Below are 18,630 nucleotides of genomic sequence, written 5' to 3'. Positions count from 1 at the left end.
AAGGAGTCGTGGAACTTAGGCAATTGCACTATTTTGTAAAGGTGGCGCAAAAGGAGCATGTAACGCAGGCGGCGGAGGAACTGCACGTCGCGCAGTCAGCGGTAAGCCGGCAAATTCATCAATTGGAAGAAGAGCTTGGCGTGAAGTTGTTTTTGCAAAAAGGCCGCAACCTGCAATTGACGCCTGTTGGGCAGTTGTTCTGCAAACGGGCGGAAGCCATATTGAAGGAGCTGGAACGGTCGGTCCAAGAGGTGCAGGAATTTATGGATCCGGAGCTAGGCGAAGTTCGCATCGGATTTCCGCACAGCTTAGGGGTCCACTTGATTCCGAAGATGGTGGCTGAATTTCGGAAGAAGCATCCTAACGTCAAATTTCGTTTTAAGCAGGGGATGTACCCTTCTTTAATTCGGGATGTAGTATCGGGCGAAGTGGATTTGGCTTTTATCTCCCCATACCCCAAAGAGTGTGATCAAGTTACCGGCGAGATCGTGTTGACAGAGGAACTGCTCGCCATTATGCCGCCGAATCACCCGCTTGCAGGGGAGGAGTCCATTTCGTTGAAGCAGTTGAAGGATGAGACCTTCGTCATGTTCAGTCCGGGGTATTCGTTGCGCCCTATCGTGTGGGATGCTTGCATAGAGGCTGGATTCACACCCCGCATCAGCTTTGAAGGGGAGGAGACGGAGACGATACGCGGGCTCGTCGCTGCGGGCATGGGAGTCAGCTTGCTGCCGGATATGGCCCTCAAGCATACGTCTGAGCTAGAGCCGGCTTGTGTCCGTGTCGTTCATCCGGTCGTCACGAGGACGATCGGATTGATCCGCCGCGTGGATGAGAAGCTGCCGCTCGTCGCGCAGACGTTCCATGCGTTTCTGCTGAGGTATTTCGAACAGCACGATCTGTATGAGCTGGCGCGGGCTAATAAGACTTCTTCTGTCGCTTCATCCAATCATAAATAAAGACTGTGGGCACACGGAAAGCATTGCTGCTAATTAAGAATAGGGGTGTCTCAAAGGTCTGAAGGACCTGAAGGACAGCCCCTTTTTACTTTGCTGAGGTACATCGGAAATGACTTAATTCTCTGCAGCTTGCATAAGTTCGTATATTTTGCGGGTTGTATTTACATTCCTGACTGTCATTTGTTGATATATCTTTGATCCGGCAAGTTTCATCATACCGCTTCTGGTCACATTTTTTCTGTCAACTGACCATAAAAGCGCTCCGGTAACGTAGTTTACCGTATCAATTCCTGGTTTGATGACCAGCTTATCAAGCACTGTCTCATCATTGACGTCATCCCATAAAAACAGCACATCACTTTTCATCTGTTGGTCGTTTGTCCATGACTCCGGAAGAGAGTGCATCACTTTTTTAAAATCATCAATACTAAGGACCAGAACTTTGATTTGTAATCCGAAGGTTTCATGTATGGCCTCTTCCAGAATATGTGATAATTTTGTTTTTGATTGGCCATTGTCTGTAAAAATGATGTTACCTGAATTGATATAGGTCACTACAGAGTTCATACCTACTCGTTCAAAAGATCCTTTAAGCATCTTCATGTCAATTTTATTTTTTCCACCAACATTAATCCCTCGAAGCAGTGCGATGTAGACCATGATTGACCCCCTGTCAATAACCGTTTTTAAATTCCCAAAAAATGCACCCTTGGAAAATAGAAAAATGACGAAGCAGTAATCGTTCCTGCTCCGCCATTTAACCGTAACACCATCCGTTTAAGTAAGATAAGCCGGCCTTAGTCGTCGCGGCTTGTAAAAATCATAATGTACTTCAGCAGCTCCAGGACAGAAATAAGCGCGGCCGCGACATAAGTCAAAGCGGCTGCATTCAGCACCTTCGCCACACCGCGTTCCTCGTCATTCGTAATGAAGCCTTCCGCAATCATAAGGTCTCTTGCCCGATTGCTCGCGTTAAACTCTACCGGCAGCGTCACCAGCTGGAAGAAGACGGCTGCGGAGAAGAAGATAATACCGGCAAGGAGCATCCCCGACCATTGGAACAGGAACCCGGCAATAATGAGAAACGGCGCAAATCCAGACGCGAAGTTGACCACCGGGAAGATGCGGTGACGGAGGACCAGCATCGGATAAGACTGTTGATGCTGAATCGCGTGACCGACCTCGTGACAGGCAACCGAGACCGCCGAGATGGAGTTCTCATAGTACACGGGCTCGGACAGGCGGACGACACGGTGAATCGGATCGTAGTGGTCTGTCAGTGCGCCTTGCACGGGTTCAACGGGGACGTCGTACAGGCCGTTCCTGTCCAGCATGGCCCGAGCTGCTTCGTAACCAGTCATCCCGCTTGATATCGGGACTTGCGTAAAGCGGTTAAACGTGCCTTTGACCCGGAATTGTGCCCAAAGAGAGAGTCCAAACGCAATGATGATTAAAAAATCCATTGGGTGAAAAAACATATGGCTTACCTCCTATTAGTTCGTGTTCAAAAGTTTGCTTCTGAACAGCCTTTCATGCATTCTACCTTCAAAAAGTGTGCCGCCAGACGACTGGCAGGTCATTTATGCTTGGTGGTTCTCATTTACATCATAAAGTGGTTGTTCCCTTTGTCGATGAAGGTGAGAAGCACTTCCACACATGCCGCGCTTTGCGTCGCCAACCGGTTAAACAGAGAACTGGTGTTCTTCGTCTTGAGCTTATCGATCATTGGCTGCAGTTCCTTGGCTTCACGCTCCAGCTTCTCCATATGAAGCTGCAGCTCGGCAAGTCTTTCGGCAATGTCCTGCTCTGCAATTACTTTACTGAGCTGAGAGAAATAATGTTTGATTTCCTCTAATGAATATTTCTCTTGTTTTAATTGATTAATACGTTCAATTCGCTCGATCGTTTCATAGCTGTACAGACGATAGTTAGTATCCGTGCGCTGCACAGGCTCAATAAGCCCAATCGTCGTGTAATAGTCTATCGTACGCTGACTCACGTTAGCCGCACGAGCGAGCTCGCCAATTCGAATTAAATCACTTCTACCCATCACCATTCACCTCGCTTATCTAATGTATATGATACTAAAAAATAAACCATACAGTCAAACGTTATGGTTTTGCAAATGTAATATTAACTGACACGATAAATGATGTGGTAACGCGCTTTTATCCTTGTCGGATATGTCCTGTCAGCATCGTTCATAATTTGATATATTTTCCACTGGAATCCTGCCGATTTTGATGGGTAAGAGAGTCAAGGAGTTACATAATAGATGTATTCTAAACGTGCACGATCTTCTATCGCACGACCTGAATTGGTACTGGCTTGAATGAAATCTGGGGTTTGCCATAAGTGCCCTGCCCGGAGGAAGCGCAGAAGCGATAGGCATGTATGGCGGGATGCTCGTCATTTTCATAAAAAGAGACAATGATATACGCATCAAATATAGCGGCGCTCAGTGCTATGCCCTCCGCATCCTCTGCAGAGGGGATTGGGGGCGTCTTCGGATGAGAATGGACGAGCAGCAGAGTATGCTGCTCACGCTCGGCTTGCATGACGAGATCTACCCATTCCCGGGCATCGGGCTGAAAGGAGTGAAGGCGATCGGTGGCTCGATTCACGAGCGGTCTATAGTGTGTGTAATCGCGGGAATGACGCGCTTTGAAAAGGATGCCGCACGCTTCAAATGGCAGCTGGGAGCGCGCATTGCGAACCATCGCCTCGCAGACGGCATGCTGGATGTAGATCGTATCCATACCAGGTTGGTTAACGACGGCGTCTTGCATCGCCAGCATCTCTCGCTTTCACCTTAACTTATCACGATGTGAAATGAATGTTGCATCTTGTCCAGACATCCATGCTAAGTGTACCATAAACCAACTGGTATGGTTAAAGATAGGGCGGCAGCACGGTGCATCATCCAGATTTCGTCTTGTCAACGCACTTCTTTGTCCGGCTTGATGAACAAAAATACAAGCACAAACGCGATCGCGGATAACACGGTCACCGTTATGAAAATGACGCGATGCGAGATGTCCATCAACCAGCTGAAAAGCGGGGGACCGAATGCCACTCCGAGGAAGCGCAGACTGTTATACAGAGATAAGATCATGCCTCGCTCGGCTTTGTCAACAGAACCGGTAATCATCGTGTTCAAGCACGGCAGCAGCAGTCCTGTCCCGATACTGCTCACCGTAATGAGGCTGATGAAGCCATAGACATTTTTGTTGAAAAAGATCGTGAATCCGAGTGAAACGGCCATCATCAACAACCCGATATTTATGAGCCAACGGATGAGCACGCCATTCTTTTTTATTAAATTCCCTGTAATGTAAGCCGTCGTAACCATGCCCAACAGCGGGATGGCAAGCACCAGGCCTTTCATGATGCCTTTGATCGAATAGGGCTTCTCTTCCAAAATGTCCGATAAATAAAACAAAATGCCAAACAAAATAAATAAGGCTAACGAACCGGCAAAAAAAGCCGGAATCAACCAGCGTCCCTTCTGCTTGAAAATATCCTTGATATTATGCAAATATTTTTTAATTGGAACAGCCTCTGGCCTTTGATCCGGTTCATGGATAAGCCATGTAACGGCTGCCAAAGACAGTGCGCAAAATACAGGAAAAGCAAAAAAGGGGGCTGTCCATGTCCATAGCGCAAGCGCCGAGCCGAGTATTGGACTGATGACTTTGCCTGCACCGTTCGAAGCTTCTATCAATCCCAGCGCTTGGCTTTCCTGCGCATCCTTATATAAGTCCCCGACAAGCGCCATGGCGATTGAGGCGGTGCCCGCGGCACCCAGTCCTTGCAACGCTCTGGAGCCGATGAGCATCCCGTAGGAGCCCCACATTGCGCCCAATCCGGTAAGTATGCCGGCAATTCCGTAAATGATGAGTGACGGAATCATGACTTTTTTGCGGCCAAACCGATCCGATAAATAGCCGGAAAACGGAATGACAATGCCTGCCGTAACGGAGAATAGCGTAATGATCAGACTTGTTTGCAATTGCGTTAAGTGAAGATGACGTTTTACTTCCGGCAAGATCGGCACGAGCATCGAGTTGCCTAAGACAAGCACGAGCGGCACGGTAGCGAGCGCAGCATATTCCAGCCACATGGACCGAGCTTGTTGTTTCGCCATTTTATCTCGTTCCTCCCATTCAAATGCTCTTTAGGACATTTACTTCGTTACTGTACCCCTTATAATGATGTGTCATTCGTTACATTGCAGGATCGTATTTTTGCTGGAAAAAGGGTACAATAACTGTAAGAAGTCTCAGCGAAGGAGAGGCATTGTTTATGAAAAAAAGCGTACTTGTGCTTATCTTAGGCATAGGGCTCATTTGCTTTGGAGCGTGGCAAAATCAAATGGGCAAAGCCAAGGATACGTCTGGGCGGAAGTTGGCTTCTGGAACCGGCGCGGTTCTGCCGACGGAAACGGGGCCCCAGGTCGGGAAGCTGGCTCCTTCTTTTTCGTTGACAAGCACGAATGGCGCGGCCTATCAGGTCGGGGGCAAGCAGAATAAGCCGATCTTTATTAATTTCTGGGCATCGTGGTGCGATCCATGTCAAGCCGAAGCGCCTGATCTGGTGAAGCTGTACGCGAAGTATAAGGATCGGATGGAAATGCTGTCAGTCAATGTCACGTCCTACGATTCAGAAGATAAAGCGAAAGCGTTCGTGAAGGAGTATAGTCTCGTCAATCCAGTGCTGTTGGATGAGAAAGGCGACGTATTTAAGCTTTACAATGGAATCGCATTTCCGACAAATGTGCTCGTTGACAAGAACGGCGTCATTCGGGAGCTGTTCATCGGGCTTCGCCCGCCGAAGGATTTGGAACAGGCTATCGAGAAGCTGATCGGGGAATGAATGACAAGCGCAACAAATGAAGAAAGAACGACAAGGAACGGTGCCTCTGGGAAAAGAAGCGCCGTTCCTTATTTGTGTTGCAATTCATATTAATGATTGACTATACCGATCTGCTCTTTCCGCTCGGGGGTGAGTTGACGCTTCTCTTTGCCGATTAGAGCGTAGCGAATACTGTCCACAAGCGCCGCCCAACTCGCTTCAATCACGTTGCTGGAGACGCCGACGGTGCTCCATGTATTTTGTGAATCCGTCGATTCGATTAGAACACGGACTTTGGCCGCCGTCGTATCGTTTTCATCCAAGACGCGCACTTTATAATCGGAAAGATGCATTTCTTCAATATGAGGGAAGTGCCGAATGAGCGCTTTGCGCAGCGCGCTATCCAGCGCATTGACCGGCCCGTTGCCTTCGGCTGCCATATAGATCGCCTCGCCGTCAATATTGAGCTTCACGATCGCTTCGGACACGACAGAGCGCTCAGCAGACTTCTCCACTAGTATTTTGAACGATTCGAACACAAACGGCTCCTCCGTCTGCTCGGTCGCTTGGCGAAGCAGCAATTCAAGCGAGGCGTCCGCGCCTTCGAATTGGTAGCCTTGATGCTCAAGCTCTTTGATCCGTTCCATGATGGCACGGGTCTCCGCTTTGCTTGCATCCAACTCGTATCCGAGCTGCTGCGCCTTGGACAGCACATTGCTCTGTCCTGCCAGCTCCGACACGAGCACACGCTGCTTGTTGCCGACAAGCTCTGGCTCAATATGCTCATAGGTGCGCGAGTCCTTCAGGATGGCTGAGACGTGGATGCCGCCCTTGTGCGCGAAGGCTGCGTTGCCTACGTAAGGTTGATTGACAGGCATGTGCACGTTGGCGATTTCGCTGACGTAGCGCGCAACCGTGGTCAATTCCTTAAGCTGCTCGTCTTCAATGCATGAATAGCCCATCTTTAGCTGGAGCGTCGGGATGATGGAGCACAGGTTCGCATTGCCGCAGCGTTCGCCGTAGCCATTCATCGTGCCTTGAACCTGAGTGACGCCGGCCTCGACTGCAGCGAGGGTATTCGCCACTGCCAGCTCGCAATCGTTGTGCGTATGAATACCGAGCTTTACCTGCACTTGAGCGCTGATTTCACGGATGATGGAGCTGATTTCATTCGGCAGCGTGCCGCCGTTCGTGTCACACATGACGATCCAGTCCGCTCCGGCTTGTTGCGCCGTCTTGAGCACGGCGAGCGCATATTCGGGATTATGCTTGTAGCCGTCGAAGAAATGCTCGGCATCGAGCATCACTTCCATCTGGGCACGCTTAAGATAAGCGATGGAATCGGAGATCATTGCCAAATTTTCTTCCAACGTCGTCTGCAACGCCGTATGAACGTGAAAATCCCAAGACTTTCCCACAAGCGTCGCAGCCGGCACGCCCGCTTCAATGATCCGGTTCAAGCTCGTATCATGCTCGGCCAACGACTCTTTGCGCCGTGTGCTGCCAAATGCGGTCAGCTTCGAGTTCCAAGCATATGATTTGACTCTCTTGAAGAATTCAATATCCTTGCCGTTGCTGCCTGGAATGCCGCCTTCAATATATTGAGCGCCAAAAGCGTCAAGTTTGCGTGCAATTTTTATTTTGTCGTCCGCAGAGAGGCTTATCCCTTCTCCTTGGGTGCCGTCACGCAGCGTAGTATCAAAGATAGAGATGACATTTGACATTCTAGGTACCTCCTTAGGTTCTTGCAAGGATTAATATGGAAAGAAACTATTTTCCTATTATAGCACTGCTTTCAGCGTTGTATAGAGCCGATTTTTTGGATCAAGATTGATGTGGAAGTCTATCAGTGTCGGACGTGTGTCCTCTCCACCGCTCCATTGCTGCATTTTCAGCATGATTATAAAATGGCGATTTAGATGAACCGCTCATTTTTTCATTTTTTTGCCTGTATTTCTTGCATGGAGAACCAACTGTAGGTAAGCTATAAATAGAACAGGGGTTCTGCTCGGTTCATAGGTGTAAAAGGAAGGTGAAAGACTGTGAGCGGACACGATGGAACCGATGACGACGTTCGTCTGTATTACCCTTCCAAAGGACGTGTCATTCTGCACCTCGATATGAATGCGTTCTACTGCTCCGTCCATGAAGCGGAAGACCCGGAACAATATAAAGGGCAGCCCACAGCGGTGGCGGGCAGCATCGAGCTGCGCAAAGGAATTATCGTCACTTGCTCCTATGCGGCAAGAAAGCTTGGAATACGCACGGGCATGCATGTGAGACAGGCCTTGCGTCTTTGTCCTCACTTAATGCTAATCCGTCCGGATTTTCATTTATACCGGCGGTATTCCCGCGCATTTATCGAAATCGCGAAAAGTTATACACCGCTCGTTGAAGTGATGTCAATTGACGAATGTTATATGGATATTACCGGCTCTAAAATATTCGGTACGCCCTTAGCAATTGCGAATGAATTGCAACAACGGATTAGGGAGGAGCTTTCTTTGCCTTGTTCCATCGGTGTAGCGCCGAATAAGCTGCTGGCAAAAATGGCTTCCGATATGAAGAAACCGAATGGAATTACGGTGCTTCGGATCCGGGATGTTCCGAAGCTGCTGTGGCACAAGCCTTGCGGAGAGATGTTCGGCATTGGACAGAAGACGGCCATGAAGCTGTCGCGCTCCGGCATCCGCACGATTGGAGAATTGGCGCAAGCGGATGAGAAGCGGCTGGTGTCCATGTTCGGCGTGCACGGACATTGGATGAAGCGGGCCGCGAACGGCCAAGATGAAGGCAGGGTGAATCCCGAAAGGGAGCAGAGCAAATCAATAGGCCATACGACTACGTTGCCGAAGGACGTCGATACGGTCGAAGAGGTGAGACGGGTGCTGCTGAATCTTGCAGATCAGGTGGCACGGCGAATGCGCAGACAGCAATTGATGACTCAAACGGTGCAGCTGACGATTCGAACGCCTGATATGAAGACGATTACCCGTTCCAATACGCTCGAAGGCCCAACGGATGATGCGGCGAAGCTGCTGGAAGAAGCATGGCGGCTCTATGAGCGGCATTGGCCCGAACATAAGCCGATTCGCCTGCTCGGCATTACGGCTCAAAATCTGCTTGCGAAGCAGGAGGCGGCCGTTCAGCTCGACTTATTTGATTATGAGCAGCAGCCCAAAAGAGACCAGTTGAACGAGACGATGGATCGGATCCGGGATAAGTACGGAGAGAATGCGATCGTCACATTGGGAATGCTTGGCGACGATCCGTCCACGCTGTTGCGGAACCACCGCGTTCGGGGTACTTCGCTGCAGACGGATTTTTTGCGGGATCAAGAAGAATGAAGCTGGTTGCAAGCGAGATCCTGCAAGAGCTGCCTAGATTGTACAAACATCTTTAAAAAGTTGGAAATCGTTTGAATTTCGGACTTGTTTGTATTATATTGATAACGGAGGAACCAAGAAGATCTGTACTTTTACAGGAGGGAACTAAACCGATGGCAAAATACACTTGGGTTGATAAAGACACTTGCATCGCGTGCGGAGCGTGCGGAGCAACAGCACCAGATATTTATGACTACGATGATGAAGGAATTGCGGAAGTCATTTATGAAGGCGACAACAACCAAGGGGTAACCGACATTCCGGAAGATCTGTTCGACGATCTGCAAGATGCTGCAGACGGCTGTCCTACAGATTCTATCAAGATTGCGGACACACCTTTTAACTAACCTGCTGCACGAATCATATTATAGAGAGAACCTACAGCATCCCCGCGGATTCGCGGGGTTTTTATTTTTTTCGGCAGCTGAAATTGCCAACGATACGGTCCTCGTTCTACAATGAGATAGATTGTGATCAAACGAAATGACTATATCATTCTATTAGTTTTATGGTGTAGGTGTGGTTCATGTTGTAAAGGAGAAGCAAATGAAAAAAATGGCTGTACCGATGCTAATCGTTGTCGTCTTGAGCATGATTGCGGCGTACTTGTACAGCTACGGCAATGGCGGCGTCTTCCGAATGGTGGAGCATGCGTTCCGAGACGCCTTGCGGACGAAGAGCGTTGAAGAGCAGGTTCCCGACGACAGAATCAAAATTATCGCGATTGATGAAGAGTCATTGGAACAGATGGGACCGTTTCCTTGGTCGCGGGCGGTGTATGCCAAGCTAATCGGGGAACTGATGCAGGCCGGAGCCCGGGCGGTCGCGTTGGATTTGCTGCTGATTGATCCAGCTGCGGACGAGGCGGATGACCGCGCTTTATCCGAACAATTGCGCACATATGCGGATATCTATTTGCCTGTGCAAGTGACGCTGCGCTCGCTCCAACCGGATGCCCAATCGCTTGTCGTGGAACGCGTTGATCGGCCCGCCTCCTCCATCCGGGTCGATTCAGGCCAACTTGGGCACGTAAACGTGCTTCCGGATTCGGACGGCGTTATCCGCAATATGAGCTTGGGACTGCCTGATGAACGGAGTTCGATGCTACCGTCGCTCGATATACTTATGGCGAACCGGCTCTTGCCGAAGGATCAACAGATACGCTGGGACCCCGATCGCAAGAGGTGGTACCGAGGGGAGAAACGAATTCCGACTGACGACCGCCATCAAGTCGCCATTGATTTCTTCTCATCGCCTTATGGATATGGGGAAGATGCGATGAACGGGTTCGACCGGCAATCCTTCTATGATGTGCTGACGGGAATCGTGGACCCTGCTTATTATAAGGACGCCATTGTCCTGATCGGTCCTTATGCCACTTCGCTCAGTGACCGCCACATGACTCCGCTCAGCCGTTCAATGACGCTCTACGGCGTGGAAATACACGCCAACATGATTCAATCTTTGGTGGAAGGACGGTTCTATAAAGAAGCCCGCTACGGTTGGAACGTGTTCGCTCTATTTGCAGGAATCTCCGCGGCCGCTTGGTGCGCATATCGCATTCGCGGTGTGCGCGGAGCTCTATGCGGGTTGAGCATGGTCGTAGGTTACACTTGCTTATGGGTCGGGGTGTATAGCCTCGGATCGGTATTTATTCCGTACTTCACGGAAGTTACCGGCATGTCCGCGGCTTATATATTAGTCGTGGCTTACCGAAGCCGGGAAGACAGGCGTGCGCGCCAGCAGGTAGAGGAACTGTTCGGCCGCTACGTAGCTCCGTCGGTCGTGACGGAACTGCTGCAATCCAATGTGCCGATTCGGGCGGGGGGCACGAAGTGCGACGTTACGGTGATGTTCATTGATATCCGCGGATTTACCCCGCTGTCCGAACGGCTGGAACCAGAACGAACGATCCAGGTGCTGAACCAATATTTACACTTATGTGCGGAGACCATCTTTCAACATAATGGCACGCTCGATAAGTTCATCGGCGACGGAGTCATGGCTATATTTGGCGCCCCCCGCTCTCTGGAGCGGCATGCTGAGCATGCTGCGAGCGCGGCCATGGAGCTGCAGCGCCGTTCGGAAGATCTGTACCGCAAGCTGGCGGCAGAGCTTAATGTGTCCGTTCGCTTTGGTATCGGTATCCAAAGCGGGGAGGCGGTAGTTGGCAACGTAGGTTCGGAGACGTTGCGGCTCGACTATACGGCGATTGGCGACACCGTCAATGTGGCGGCCCGGCTGGAGTCGCAGGCGAAACCGGGACAAGTGCTGATTGGAGAAGAGGCGAACCGGCGCATTCAAAATGCGTTCGAGACGAATCCAGTCGGACCGCTCCGTCTGAAAGGCAAGGCGGAAGCCGTCATCGTGCATGAGCTTATATCGAAGCGCTCGTAAGTCGATGTTGCCTGGCGGACGGGTAGAAAATGATTGTTTTGGAAGATCATGACTACGATCCATAAAAATATCATAAATGGAAATTTTTCTATTTTGATATCAAGATTTTGATATAAGGATATAGAGAATAACGGAATTATTTTTTACATTTTCATGAAATGAAGAACACAAATCTGACAAAGTTGTTCAAAATGTCCGATATGTAAAGGAGAGGAGGATGAAAGTGAAACGAATTGCAGCGTGTAGTCTGGCGTTCGTCTTCTTATTTGTCACCTTCATCGGTCCCGGTGTGGCGAAAGCTGCGGACAAAGCGGTACGGGTTGCGTTGGTGAAAGAGTGGAAAGGGAGCGTAACCGTCACGAAGTCAGGCGGGGTAAAGCCGCTTCAAGTATTTAAAAAAATGAGCATCAATCAAGGGGATCGCATTGAAACCGGACCGAAATCGCGTGTCGTGCTGCAGTTGGCAGGCAATGGCGAGGAGGATGAGCTGACCATTGGCGCTGACGCCGATGTCAGCTTCACGGAGCTTAATGATAAGGATGGGGTGAAGACACGAATCGGCGTGTTGGCCGGGTCGGTATTCGCTAAGGTGAAATCGATAACGGGAGCGGATGATCGCTTCGAGTTAGAGACGCCAACTGCCGTTATGGCCGTGCGTGGAACGCAATTCGGCGTTTATGTGCATCCCCGGTTCGGCTGGACGCAGCTGAATGTGGCAGCAGGTGTCGTTCAAGCGGAATACGTGGCTCCAACCGAATTGGGCGGGAATAATCGTCAGGCGGCGGCCGTGAATAATCTAGAGAATCGGGCGCAGAAGGATGGAAAGAGTGAACCTTCGCTCGTTACGTTAGAGCATCACTATGTCTACCCATCACAAAGCGCAACGTTCCTTCCAGCAGGAGGACGCAACATCGAGGCTCTCTACGGGTATACCGATATCCAAGCGCTGCTTGCCAATCTTGATCCGGGCGTTCTTCGAGCCATGATTGCCGGTTATGCGGAAGCAGCGAAGGAGAACGAACAATATGTACAGGCTTGGCAAGAAGCTGGATGTGCCGCGGATTACTCCGGTTCGGTGAAAGAATCGTGTGAAATATTGAAATCGTTCAGCCGATTAGCCGGCGAGAGGCTGCACGATCAAGCTGATGAGAACGGCCAGAGCTTTGAATCCCGCGTCGCACACAACATGAAGATATACTTAGCTGCACTCGTGCATGCAGCAGTAGATTCTGGCTTGCTGACGCGGCAGGAAGCAAATACAAGCCGGATTCCTTGGCAGGAGGCGGCTCTCCGGCTCAATGAACACGAGCGGCAGCACCAGCAATGGGTTATGGAGCGTCTGGAGAAGTGGGTGCGGGAAAAACAGACAACGGTTCCTCATGATGCCGATGCCGCGAGTCAGACTGCGGTCGAACAGCAGGCAATGGAGCGCCGCGTTCAGGAAGCAATAGAGCGGCAATATGCTGATACCCTAAGCCCGACGGAGCGGAAACGGTTTGAAAACGACTTGAAGCAAGCCCGATTGGAAATATGCGAAAATGCATTTGAAAATGCGGTATGCCAATCGGAATCTTCGCGAGCGGACAGTTCTTCGGGAAATGAAGGCAGTGGAGCTATCACTCCAAATCCGGATCCAAAGCCTGATCCAGATCCGGAACCGAATCCAAATCCAGACCCGGATCCAGATCCGGACCCAGATCCAGAACCGCAGCCTCAAGCTCATGTATTGGAACTCGCAAGCACTGCCGATCACGCAGCGCCCAACGGCAGGGTGGTCGTCGACACGGTGCTGAAGCGATTGACAGCCAAGTTGGACGTGGTTGCTGTAGAGTTCGCCGTGGAAGTATCCGGAGGCACGTTGGATACTGTGGAATTGAATGATAATAAAGCGCGCTATCGTCACGGGGGAAGCAAATTCGAAATCGCTCATCATCCTGACGATTATGACAAGAGCAACAGCGTAGATTCGATAACCATCGCAGGGAACCGGTTCGTGTACAGGCTAATCGTCACGACATCGGATACGGTATCGCTAGAAAGCGATGACCAAATCCTCAGTCTGCCCTATATAGCCGGCGGCAGCGGCACGATGACTCTTAAGCTGTCGGAGGTCCGCTTCTATGACGCCAGCGGAGGCCTGCTAGAATTAAACACGATGGACAAGCCGCTTGAAATCAAGGTGAATCCGTAACAATGGAGGGATAATCACGGATGAATCCACAGCACAGTAAATTACGCTGCCGGTACAGTATCGCTATACTGCTTGCCGTGTCTGTTCTGGGTATGAGTATCGAAAGCACGGGATTTGCGCTAGGGACTGCCGCAGACTTGAACTCGCATTCGGCAGCGGAGCGGGACGACAAATTGATGGAACGATTTGAATCGCCAGCGGTGAATTGGAAGTGGTGGAAAACAGGCCCGGAGTGGTACGAAACGGTTCACTGGGCCGGAACAGGCGCATCCGGCTGGAAGGATGGGGTGAAGGGAGAGGCCCAATTCCGCTTCCCTTCCGGATTGTTTGCCGAGCCAGACGGCTCGCTTCTCATAGCGGATACACGCAACCATCGCCTGCGGACACTGAATGAAGCTGGTCAAGTCCGAACCATTGCGGGGGCGGCAGTTCCTATTGGGGGCGAGACAACACCGAAGGGCAGCTTGCGTGACGGGGCCGCCGCACAGGCGATATTCAATGAACCCGCCGGTATGGCGAAGGACAAAGCTGGGAACCTGTACATCGCAGATTCGGCAAATCATGTCATACGCAAGCTCGACCGGGATGGCCAAGTTACGACTATAGCCGGAGATGGAGTGGCGGGCTGGAAGGATGGAGCGGGGACTTCGGCACGCTTCAATAAGCCGCGCGCTATTGCCGCAGCCAATGACGGTACGCTGTATGTGGCAGATGCTCTGAATCATGTAATCCGCCGCATTGATCCGAAGGGGAATGTAACCACCTTGAATGCCCGCTCAGAGCGAATAGTTGAGTACTCGCCAGGCGCAGTCGCGGCTGCAGGGGATTTTCTCGACGGGGCGCTTGCTCAGGCCCGCTTCAATGAACCGAGCGGCCTTGTTATGAATGCCGACGGCCAGCTGATCGTGGCCGATACCGGAAATCACCGGATCCGCCTCGTTGATGTAGTGAAGCAGAGCGTTGCAACGCTTGCGGGGAGCAGTTCGATTGCCAGCTACACCAAGCATTTTCCGGATGCGCCTTTATATGCGGCGGGCGGTTATCGGGATGGCAAGGCGAGCGAAGCGCTCTTCAACGGTCCGGCAGGAATCGCTCTCACGGAAGAAGGCGGCGTTGTCGTGGCTGATCGCTGGAATCATGCGATCCGTTACGTGTATAAGGGAAATGTGTATACATTGAGCGGACACGCGGAACAGAGCGGGGCTGCCGATGGAATTGCCGCATTCGCCGAATTCCACGAACCGGCGGCTGTCGCCGTCCTTCCGAACGGAACGATTGCCGTCGCCGATGCCTTCAATAACGCGATTCGCCTTATTCGCCGTTACGAGCTCCCGCAAGGCGTCATGCCTTCGGACAGCGAGCTCGGCGCAACGGACAGAGAGATTCAGCTTGTCTATAATCGGAGGTTAGTGAAGGCAGATGCAGCCCCCGTCCTTAAGAGCGGCCGCGCGTATGTGCCATTGCGCGTGGCGGCGGATACGCTTGGTTACAAGACGGAATGGTCCGCCGGCGGCCAGCTTCGCGTGTCGTTCGGAGCGATCGAATTCGAGATGCAAGCAGGGAGCAAGCAGGCAGTGAAGCGGGAACACGGAACGGTATCGGAATTGCAACTCCAGGAGGCCCCGTTCGTTCATGACGGACATGTCGTCGTTCCCTTGCGGTTCGTAGCTGAACAGTTCGGATTTCATGTTCAATGGATAAATCAAGCGCGAGCGGTTGTTATTCGGGATCGGATTTATTTACGCTATGAAGCAACCGGATCCCAATTGCCGCCGCGCCGTTAGCGCAAGCAGGCTGCAGAAGGAGGGGAGCGAAGTGCCGCCGGAATCAGACGTGAAGCATCCGCAATGGTCCGAGAAAGACCAAGCCTATATGAAACAGTATATCGAGGCGCATCCGGATAACCGTATGGCGTGGTACTTGTTGGGCAAACAGTACGAGCGCTCCGGTGAGCAAGGCAAAGCCAACTACTGCTTCAATCAAGCAGGAGAAATTTACAAAGCATTCGAAAATGTGCCGCTCCCTTCCGAGGCTGTCGAGGAATGGGTCAAAAAGCGTGAAGAAGAGGAGAAACTCCGCCGTTCGCGCCGCAGTCTGGTGCGCCTGATGTTGTTTTTGCTCTTGTTTTTCATCATGTTAGGGGGCATACCGGGCGGACAAGCATCGGCACCGTCAGGGCCGATTAAGTCAGCCGGAGAGCGGGACCTCCCAGACAAGCGTGCCGGGAAATCCAAGACGGCCGCATTAACCAACGGTGAATCCAAAGCGGCAGAGCAGGCTTTTTTGGTTCCGGAATCGGATGAAGGCGCCTATGCCGCTGCGGTAAAACGGGTAATCGGAACTCCCATAGATGGGGAGTGGAAGAAATACCTTGTGAACATCCCAACCGATCATTCATGGTGGTTGTGGTCGCATTCGCTTCAAGCGATTCTTCAGGCCGAATCGAGTGAGGATATGAATCACATTATGGTCACGCCGCTGCGGGATCCCAAGTGCGATTGTGGCGATGAGCGGGAGCGGGCAAGCGCATTTGTAAGCGGTTGGATACAAGAGAGCGAACATCGGTTAGTGGCCAAGTCGGCGTTGACCGCTATGGTGCGCCGTCACGGAACCGCTCCCAAGGAATGGAGGCAGCTTGCCAAAGGCTACCCCTCCAATGTAGTGTCAGGCACGTCAACGGACGTTGCAAGGGCATACGGCAATGTATATATGCGATACAAGGACGGCTTGCAGGGGAAAAGGCCGGAGCCGAAAACAGCAAAGGAACGCGCGTTGAAGCGTGTATGGAGCGAGCAAACGGATCCTTTCCGGGAGCCATTGCGCATCGTGGTGGATAAGAAGCGCCACCGATTGGCGGTCGTGAGCGGAAATATTATCGTTCGTAATTATAAAGTTGGACTTGGAGGAAAGCGTACTCCAGAAGGACAATTCCAGATTACAGAGAAGGTAGTGGATCCGAATGGTTCTTCTACCGGTGACTTCGGCAGCCGCGGCATGACGTTATCCGACTCGTTATATGCCATACACGGCACGAATGAACCAGACAGCATCGGCCGGGACAGATCGCTGGGATGCATCCGCATGCTGCGTGAAGATGTCGAGGAACTGTTCGATATGGTTCCTATTGGAACAGAGGTCAGCATCGGCAAGGAACTGCTCCCGGAGCAGCCAATCGTGCCGGATAAAGAGAAGCGCTACCGCTTGGATTTAACTCCGAAGCAGGACAATCCGAAGAAGATTTACCGTTGGTTGGACTAAGCGATAAGATGTGAAAGAGCCGGGTTCGCAAGGAAGCTTGGAACCTGGCTCTTTTTTCATTCGCATATGAAATTATCCATTCATAACAAGTAAAATGGAGACGATAATGACAATAAGCACCAGAACGCCCCCGACCCAATACAGAGCATTCTTGTTTATTGATTCATTTGCTTTGGTCGGTATTGTTGGAGGTTTTCGTTTCGTTGCCATCGGCCATCACCTTTCTTCGTAGTAACTCTATCTATAGATGTATTGTAATCGGTTTCTGGGCAAAAGACCAGACATGTCTTAGGGACAATACACACTTTTCTTTTCATGAAGAAAGCTTTAAACTATTTCATAGAGCCTAATGCTGTTAGAAGCGATGCATACGTATGCCATCATGTGGGAAAAATGAGAGGCGCATCTTCTGCGGTACGGTATCTTCACGCATGCTGTCAGTACCTTGGCTTGAATGTTGGCATAATGAACGGAGTGGAACCTTTGCTGTATCGCACTATTGCTAAACCGATATTTTTCAAAATGGATCCTGAACAAGCGCACCATCTTGTTATCGGAGGAATGTCAAAAGCGGCTAAAGTGCCGGGAGGACTTGCCTTGATGCGGGGAATGTATGGTGTTAAACCGGACCCTGCCTTACAGAGTTCCTTGTTCGGCTTGAACTTCGACAGCCCGATCGGGCTTGCGGCCGGACTCGATAAGAACGCGGAAGCCGTGCGCGGATTTTCCAACATCGGCTTCGGTTTCATGGAGGTAGGAACGGTGACGCCGCAAGGGCAGCCGGGCAACGACAAGCCGCGCATGTTCCGTCTGCCCCCGGATGAAGCGCTCATTAATCGCATGGGCTTCAATAACGAAGGAGCGGACGCGATGTGCGCGCGCCTCTCTTCCTTGACGTCAAGACCGATTCCGATATGGGTGAATATCGGTAAAAATAAAGTGACTCCGAATGAGGAGGCGCATGAAGATTATTTGAAGTGTATCCGGGCTTTATATGACGTTGCGGATTTATTCGTCGTGAACATCAGTTCCCCGAATACCCCGGATCTGCGTAATTTGCAGCATGGAGACGAGCTAAAAGCGCTGTTGCAGGCGGTTGTGACAGAAATGAACGAGCAGAATTCGGCACGGGGCACCGGCAAGGCCGTCCTCGTCAAAATAGCACCGGATGTGTCCGACAGCGAGCTGGAGCATATGACCGAGACGATCGTGAATAGCGGCGTATCGGGTATTATTGCTACCAATACGACATTGTCGCGCATGGGGGCTTCCCATGTGCACCGATTGGAGAACGGGGGCTTAAGCGGCAAGCCGCTGACGGAACGGTCAACCGAAGTGATTTCGCAAGTGTATCAGATGACGAACGGAACGATACCGATTATCGGATCTGGCGGGGTCTTCACCGCTGAGGATGTTTACCGGAAAATTCGGGCCGGGGCTAGTCTCGTGGAAATATATACAGGGCTTATCTATCGCGGACCGGGCATCAACCGTGAATTGGCATCCGGGCTGAAGCGGCTGCTGGCTCAGGACGGGTTCAGACATATTTCCGAGGCTGTCGGGGCGAATCACCGTTGAACGGGGC

Annotated in this window: 16 protein-coding genes; 9 read left to right on the top strand and 7 right to left on the bottom strand. The window is 51.3% G+C overall.

Features of this window, described 5'->3' with window-relative positions; genetic code table 11:
- Nucleotides 1-8 precede the first annotated feature (8 nt).
- Entirely contained in the window at nt 9-959 is a 951-nt protein-coding gene (locus tag JSQ80_RS02835) for a LysR substrate-binding domain-containing protein (protein ID WP_206094272.1), read from the top strand.
- Between the two features lie 114 nt (nt 960-1,073).
- Here the strand turns inward: JSQ80_RS02835 and JSQ80_RS02830 are convergent, their stop codons facing one another.
- From JSQ80_RS02830 to JSQ80_RS02810, 5 genes are all read right to left on the bottom strand, one after another.
- A complete protein-coding gene (locus JSQ80_RS02830) occupies nt 1,074-1,619 on the bottom strand; it encodes a DUF1697 domain-containing protein (protein ID WP_206094271.1) in 546 nt (181 codons plus the stop codon).
- 137 nt (nt 1,620-1,756) lie between these two features.
- On the bottom strand, nt 1,757-2,437 hold the full coding sequence (locus tag JSQ80_RS02825; protein ID WP_087434898.1) for a zinc metallopeptidase: 681 nt from the start codon (nt 2,435-2,437) through the stop codon (nt 1,757-1,759).
- Between the two features lie 122 nt (nt 2,438-2,559).
- The gene (locus JSQ80_RS02820) at nt 2,560-3,009 is read right to left on the bottom strand and encodes a helix-turn-helix domain-containing protein (protein WP_206094270.1); all 450 of its coding nucleotides are present in this window, start codon (nt 3,007-3,009) and stop codon (nt 2,560-2,562) included.
- A 250-nt stretch (nt 3,010-3,259) separates the two neighbouring features.
- Complete coding sequence (locus JSQ80_RS02815; RefSeq protein ID WP_206094269.1) at nt 3,260-3,757, bottom strand: M67 family metallopeptidase; 498 nt, start codon at nt 3,755-3,757, stop codon at nt 3,260-3,262.
- A gap of 140 nt (nt 3,758-3,897) precedes the next feature.
- Nucleotides 3,898-5,106 (bottom strand): MFS transporter, encoded by a 1,209-nt coding sequence (locus JSQ80_RS02810; protein WP_087434901.1) that lies wholly within the window; start codon nt 5,104-5,106, stop codon nt 3,898-3,900.
- Nucleotides 5,107-5,264: 158 nt separating this feature from the next.
- Between JSQ80_RS02810 and JSQ80_RS02805 the strand changes: the two genes are divergently transcribed.
- Nucleotides 5,265-5,834: a TlpA family protein disulfide reductase gene (locus JSQ80_RS02805; protein ID WP_087434902.1), complete on the top strand. Its 570-nt coding sequence runs from the start codon at nt 5,265-5,267 to the stop codon at nt 5,832-5,834.
- A gap of 89 nt (nt 5,835-5,923) precedes the next feature.
- On the opposite strand, the gene cimA is transcribed toward JSQ80_RS02805, so the two are convergent.
- Entirely contained in the window at nt 5,924-7,537 is a 1,614-nt protein-coding gene (gene cimA / locus JSQ80_RS02800) for a citramalate synthase (RefSeq protein WP_206094268.1), read from the bottom strand.
- A 318-nt stretch (nt 7,538-7,855) separates the two neighbouring features.
- Between cimA and JSQ80_RS02795 the strand changes: the two genes are divergently transcribed.
- From JSQ80_RS02795 to JSQ80_RS02770, 6 genes are all read left to right on the top strand, one after another.
- Nucleotides 7,856-9,160 (top strand): DNA polymerase IV, encoded by a 1,305-nt coding sequence (locus tag JSQ80_RS02795; protein ID WP_087434904.1) that lies wholly within the window; start codon nt 7,856-7,858, stop codon nt 9,158-9,160.
- A 152-nt stretch (nt 9,161-9,312) separates the two neighbouring features.
- Entirely contained in the window at nt 9,313-9,546 is a 234-nt protein-coding gene (locus tag JSQ80_RS02790; RefSeq protein WP_087434905.1) for a ferredoxin, read from the top strand.
- A gap of 199 nt (nt 9,547-9,745) precedes the next feature.
- Nucleotides 9,746-11,596, top strand: coding sequence for a CHASE2 domain-containing protein (locus tag JSQ80_RS02785; RefSeq protein ID WP_206094267.1), 1,851 nt, complete (start codon nt 9,746-9,748; stop codon nt 11,594-11,596).
- 217 nt (nt 11,597-11,813) lie between these two features.
- Nucleotides 11,814-13,787 carry a FecR family protein gene (locus JSQ80_RS02780; RefSeq protein WP_418888862.1) on the top strand — a complete coding sequence of 658 codons (1,974 nt, stop codon included), beginning with the start codon at nt 11,814-11,816 and terminating at the stop codon, nt 13,785-13,787.
- A 20-nt stretch (nt 13,788-13,807) separates the two neighbouring features.
- A complete protein-coding gene (locus tag JSQ80_RS02775; protein WP_240463506.1) occupies nt 13,808-15,571 on the top strand; it encodes a stalk domain-containing protein in 1,764 nt (587 codons plus the stop codon).
- Nucleotides 15,534-17,045, top strand: coding sequence for a L,D-transpeptidase (locus JSQ80_RS02770; RefSeq protein WP_240463497.1), 1,512 nt, complete (start codon nt 15,534-15,536; stop codon nt 17,043-17,045). The genes JSQ80_RS02775 and JSQ80_RS02770 overlap by 38 nt, the downstream gene beginning before the upstream one ends.
- A gap of 72 nt (nt 17,046-17,117) precedes the next feature.
- Here JSQ80_RS02770 and JSQ80_RS02765 read toward each other — a convergent pair whose 3' ends face one another.
- Nucleotides 17,118-17,255, bottom strand: coding sequence for a hypothetical protein (locus tag JSQ80_RS02765; protein WP_206094265.1), 138 nt, complete (start codon nt 17,253-17,255; stop codon nt 17,118-17,120).
- 273 nt (nt 17,256-17,528) lie between these two features.
- Between JSQ80_RS02765 and JSQ80_RS02760 the strand changes: the two genes are divergently transcribed.
- On the top strand, nt 17,529-18,623 hold the full coding sequence (locus JSQ80_RS02760) for a quinone-dependent dihydroorotate dehydrogenase (protein ID WP_206094264.1): 1,095 nt from the start codon (nt 17,529-17,531) through the stop codon (nt 18,621-18,623).
- Nucleotides 18,624-18,630: the final 7 nt, after the last annotated feature.

This window comes from Paenibacillus apiarius (genome assembly GCF_017052585.1).
Classification (GTDB): Bacteria; Bacillota; Bacilli; order Paenibacillales; family Paenibacillaceae; genus Paenibacillus_B; species Paenibacillus_B apiarius.
This window is presented reverse-complemented; position numbering and strand designations above follow the sequence as displayed.

Coding starts and splice junctions, on each gene's coding strand:
- JSQ80_RS02810 (WP_087434901.1), bottom strand. CDS start 5,106: ATGGCGAAACAACAAGCTCGGTCCATGTGGCTGGAATATGCTGCGCTC.
- JSQ80_RS02770 (WP_240463497.1), top strand. CDS start 15,534: ATGAAGCAACCGGATCCCAATTGCCGCCGCGCCGTTAGCGCAAGCAGG.
- JSQ80_RS02820 (WP_206094270.1), bottom strand. CDS start 3,009: ATGGGTAGAAGTGATTTAATTCGAATTGGCGAGCTCGCTCGTGCGGCT.
- JSQ80_RS02780 (WP_418888862.1), top strand. CDS start 11,814: ATGAAAGTGAAACGAATTGCAGCGTGTAGTCTGGCGTTCGTCTTCTTA.
- JSQ80_RS02785 (WP_206094267.1), top strand. CDS start 9,746: ATGAAAAAAATGGCTGTACCGATGCTAATCGTTGTCGTCTTGAGCATG.
- JSQ80_RS02805 (WP_087434902.1), top strand. CDS start 5,265: ATGAAAAAAAGCGTACTTGTGCTTATCTTAGGCATAGGGCTCATTTGC.
- cimA (WP_206094268.1), bottom strand. CDS start 7,537: ATGTCAAATGTCATCTCTATCTTTGATACTACGCTGCGTGACGGCACC.
- JSQ80_RS02825 (WP_087434898.1), bottom strand. CDS start 2,437: ATGTTTTTTCACCCAATGGATTTTTTAATCATCATTGCGTTTGGACTC.
- JSQ80_RS02815 (WP_206094269.1), bottom strand. CDS start 3,757: ATGCTGGCGATGCAAGACGCCGTCGTTAACCAACCTGGTATGGATACG.
- JSQ80_RS02790 (WP_087434905.1), top strand. CDS start 9,313: ATGGCAAAATACACTTGGGTTGATAAAGACACTTGCATCGCGTGCGGA.
- JSQ80_RS02775 (WP_240463506.1), top strand. CDS start 13,808: ATGAATCCACAGCACAGTAAATTACGCTGCCGGTACAGTATCGCTATA.
- JSQ80_RS02830 (WP_206094271.1), bottom strand. CDS start 1,619: ATGGTCTACATCGCACTGCTTCGAGGGATTAATGTTGGTGGAAAAAAT.
- JSQ80_RS02765 (WP_206094265.1), bottom strand. CDS start 17,255: ATGGCAACGAAACGAAAACCTCCAACAATACCGACCAAAGCAAATGAA.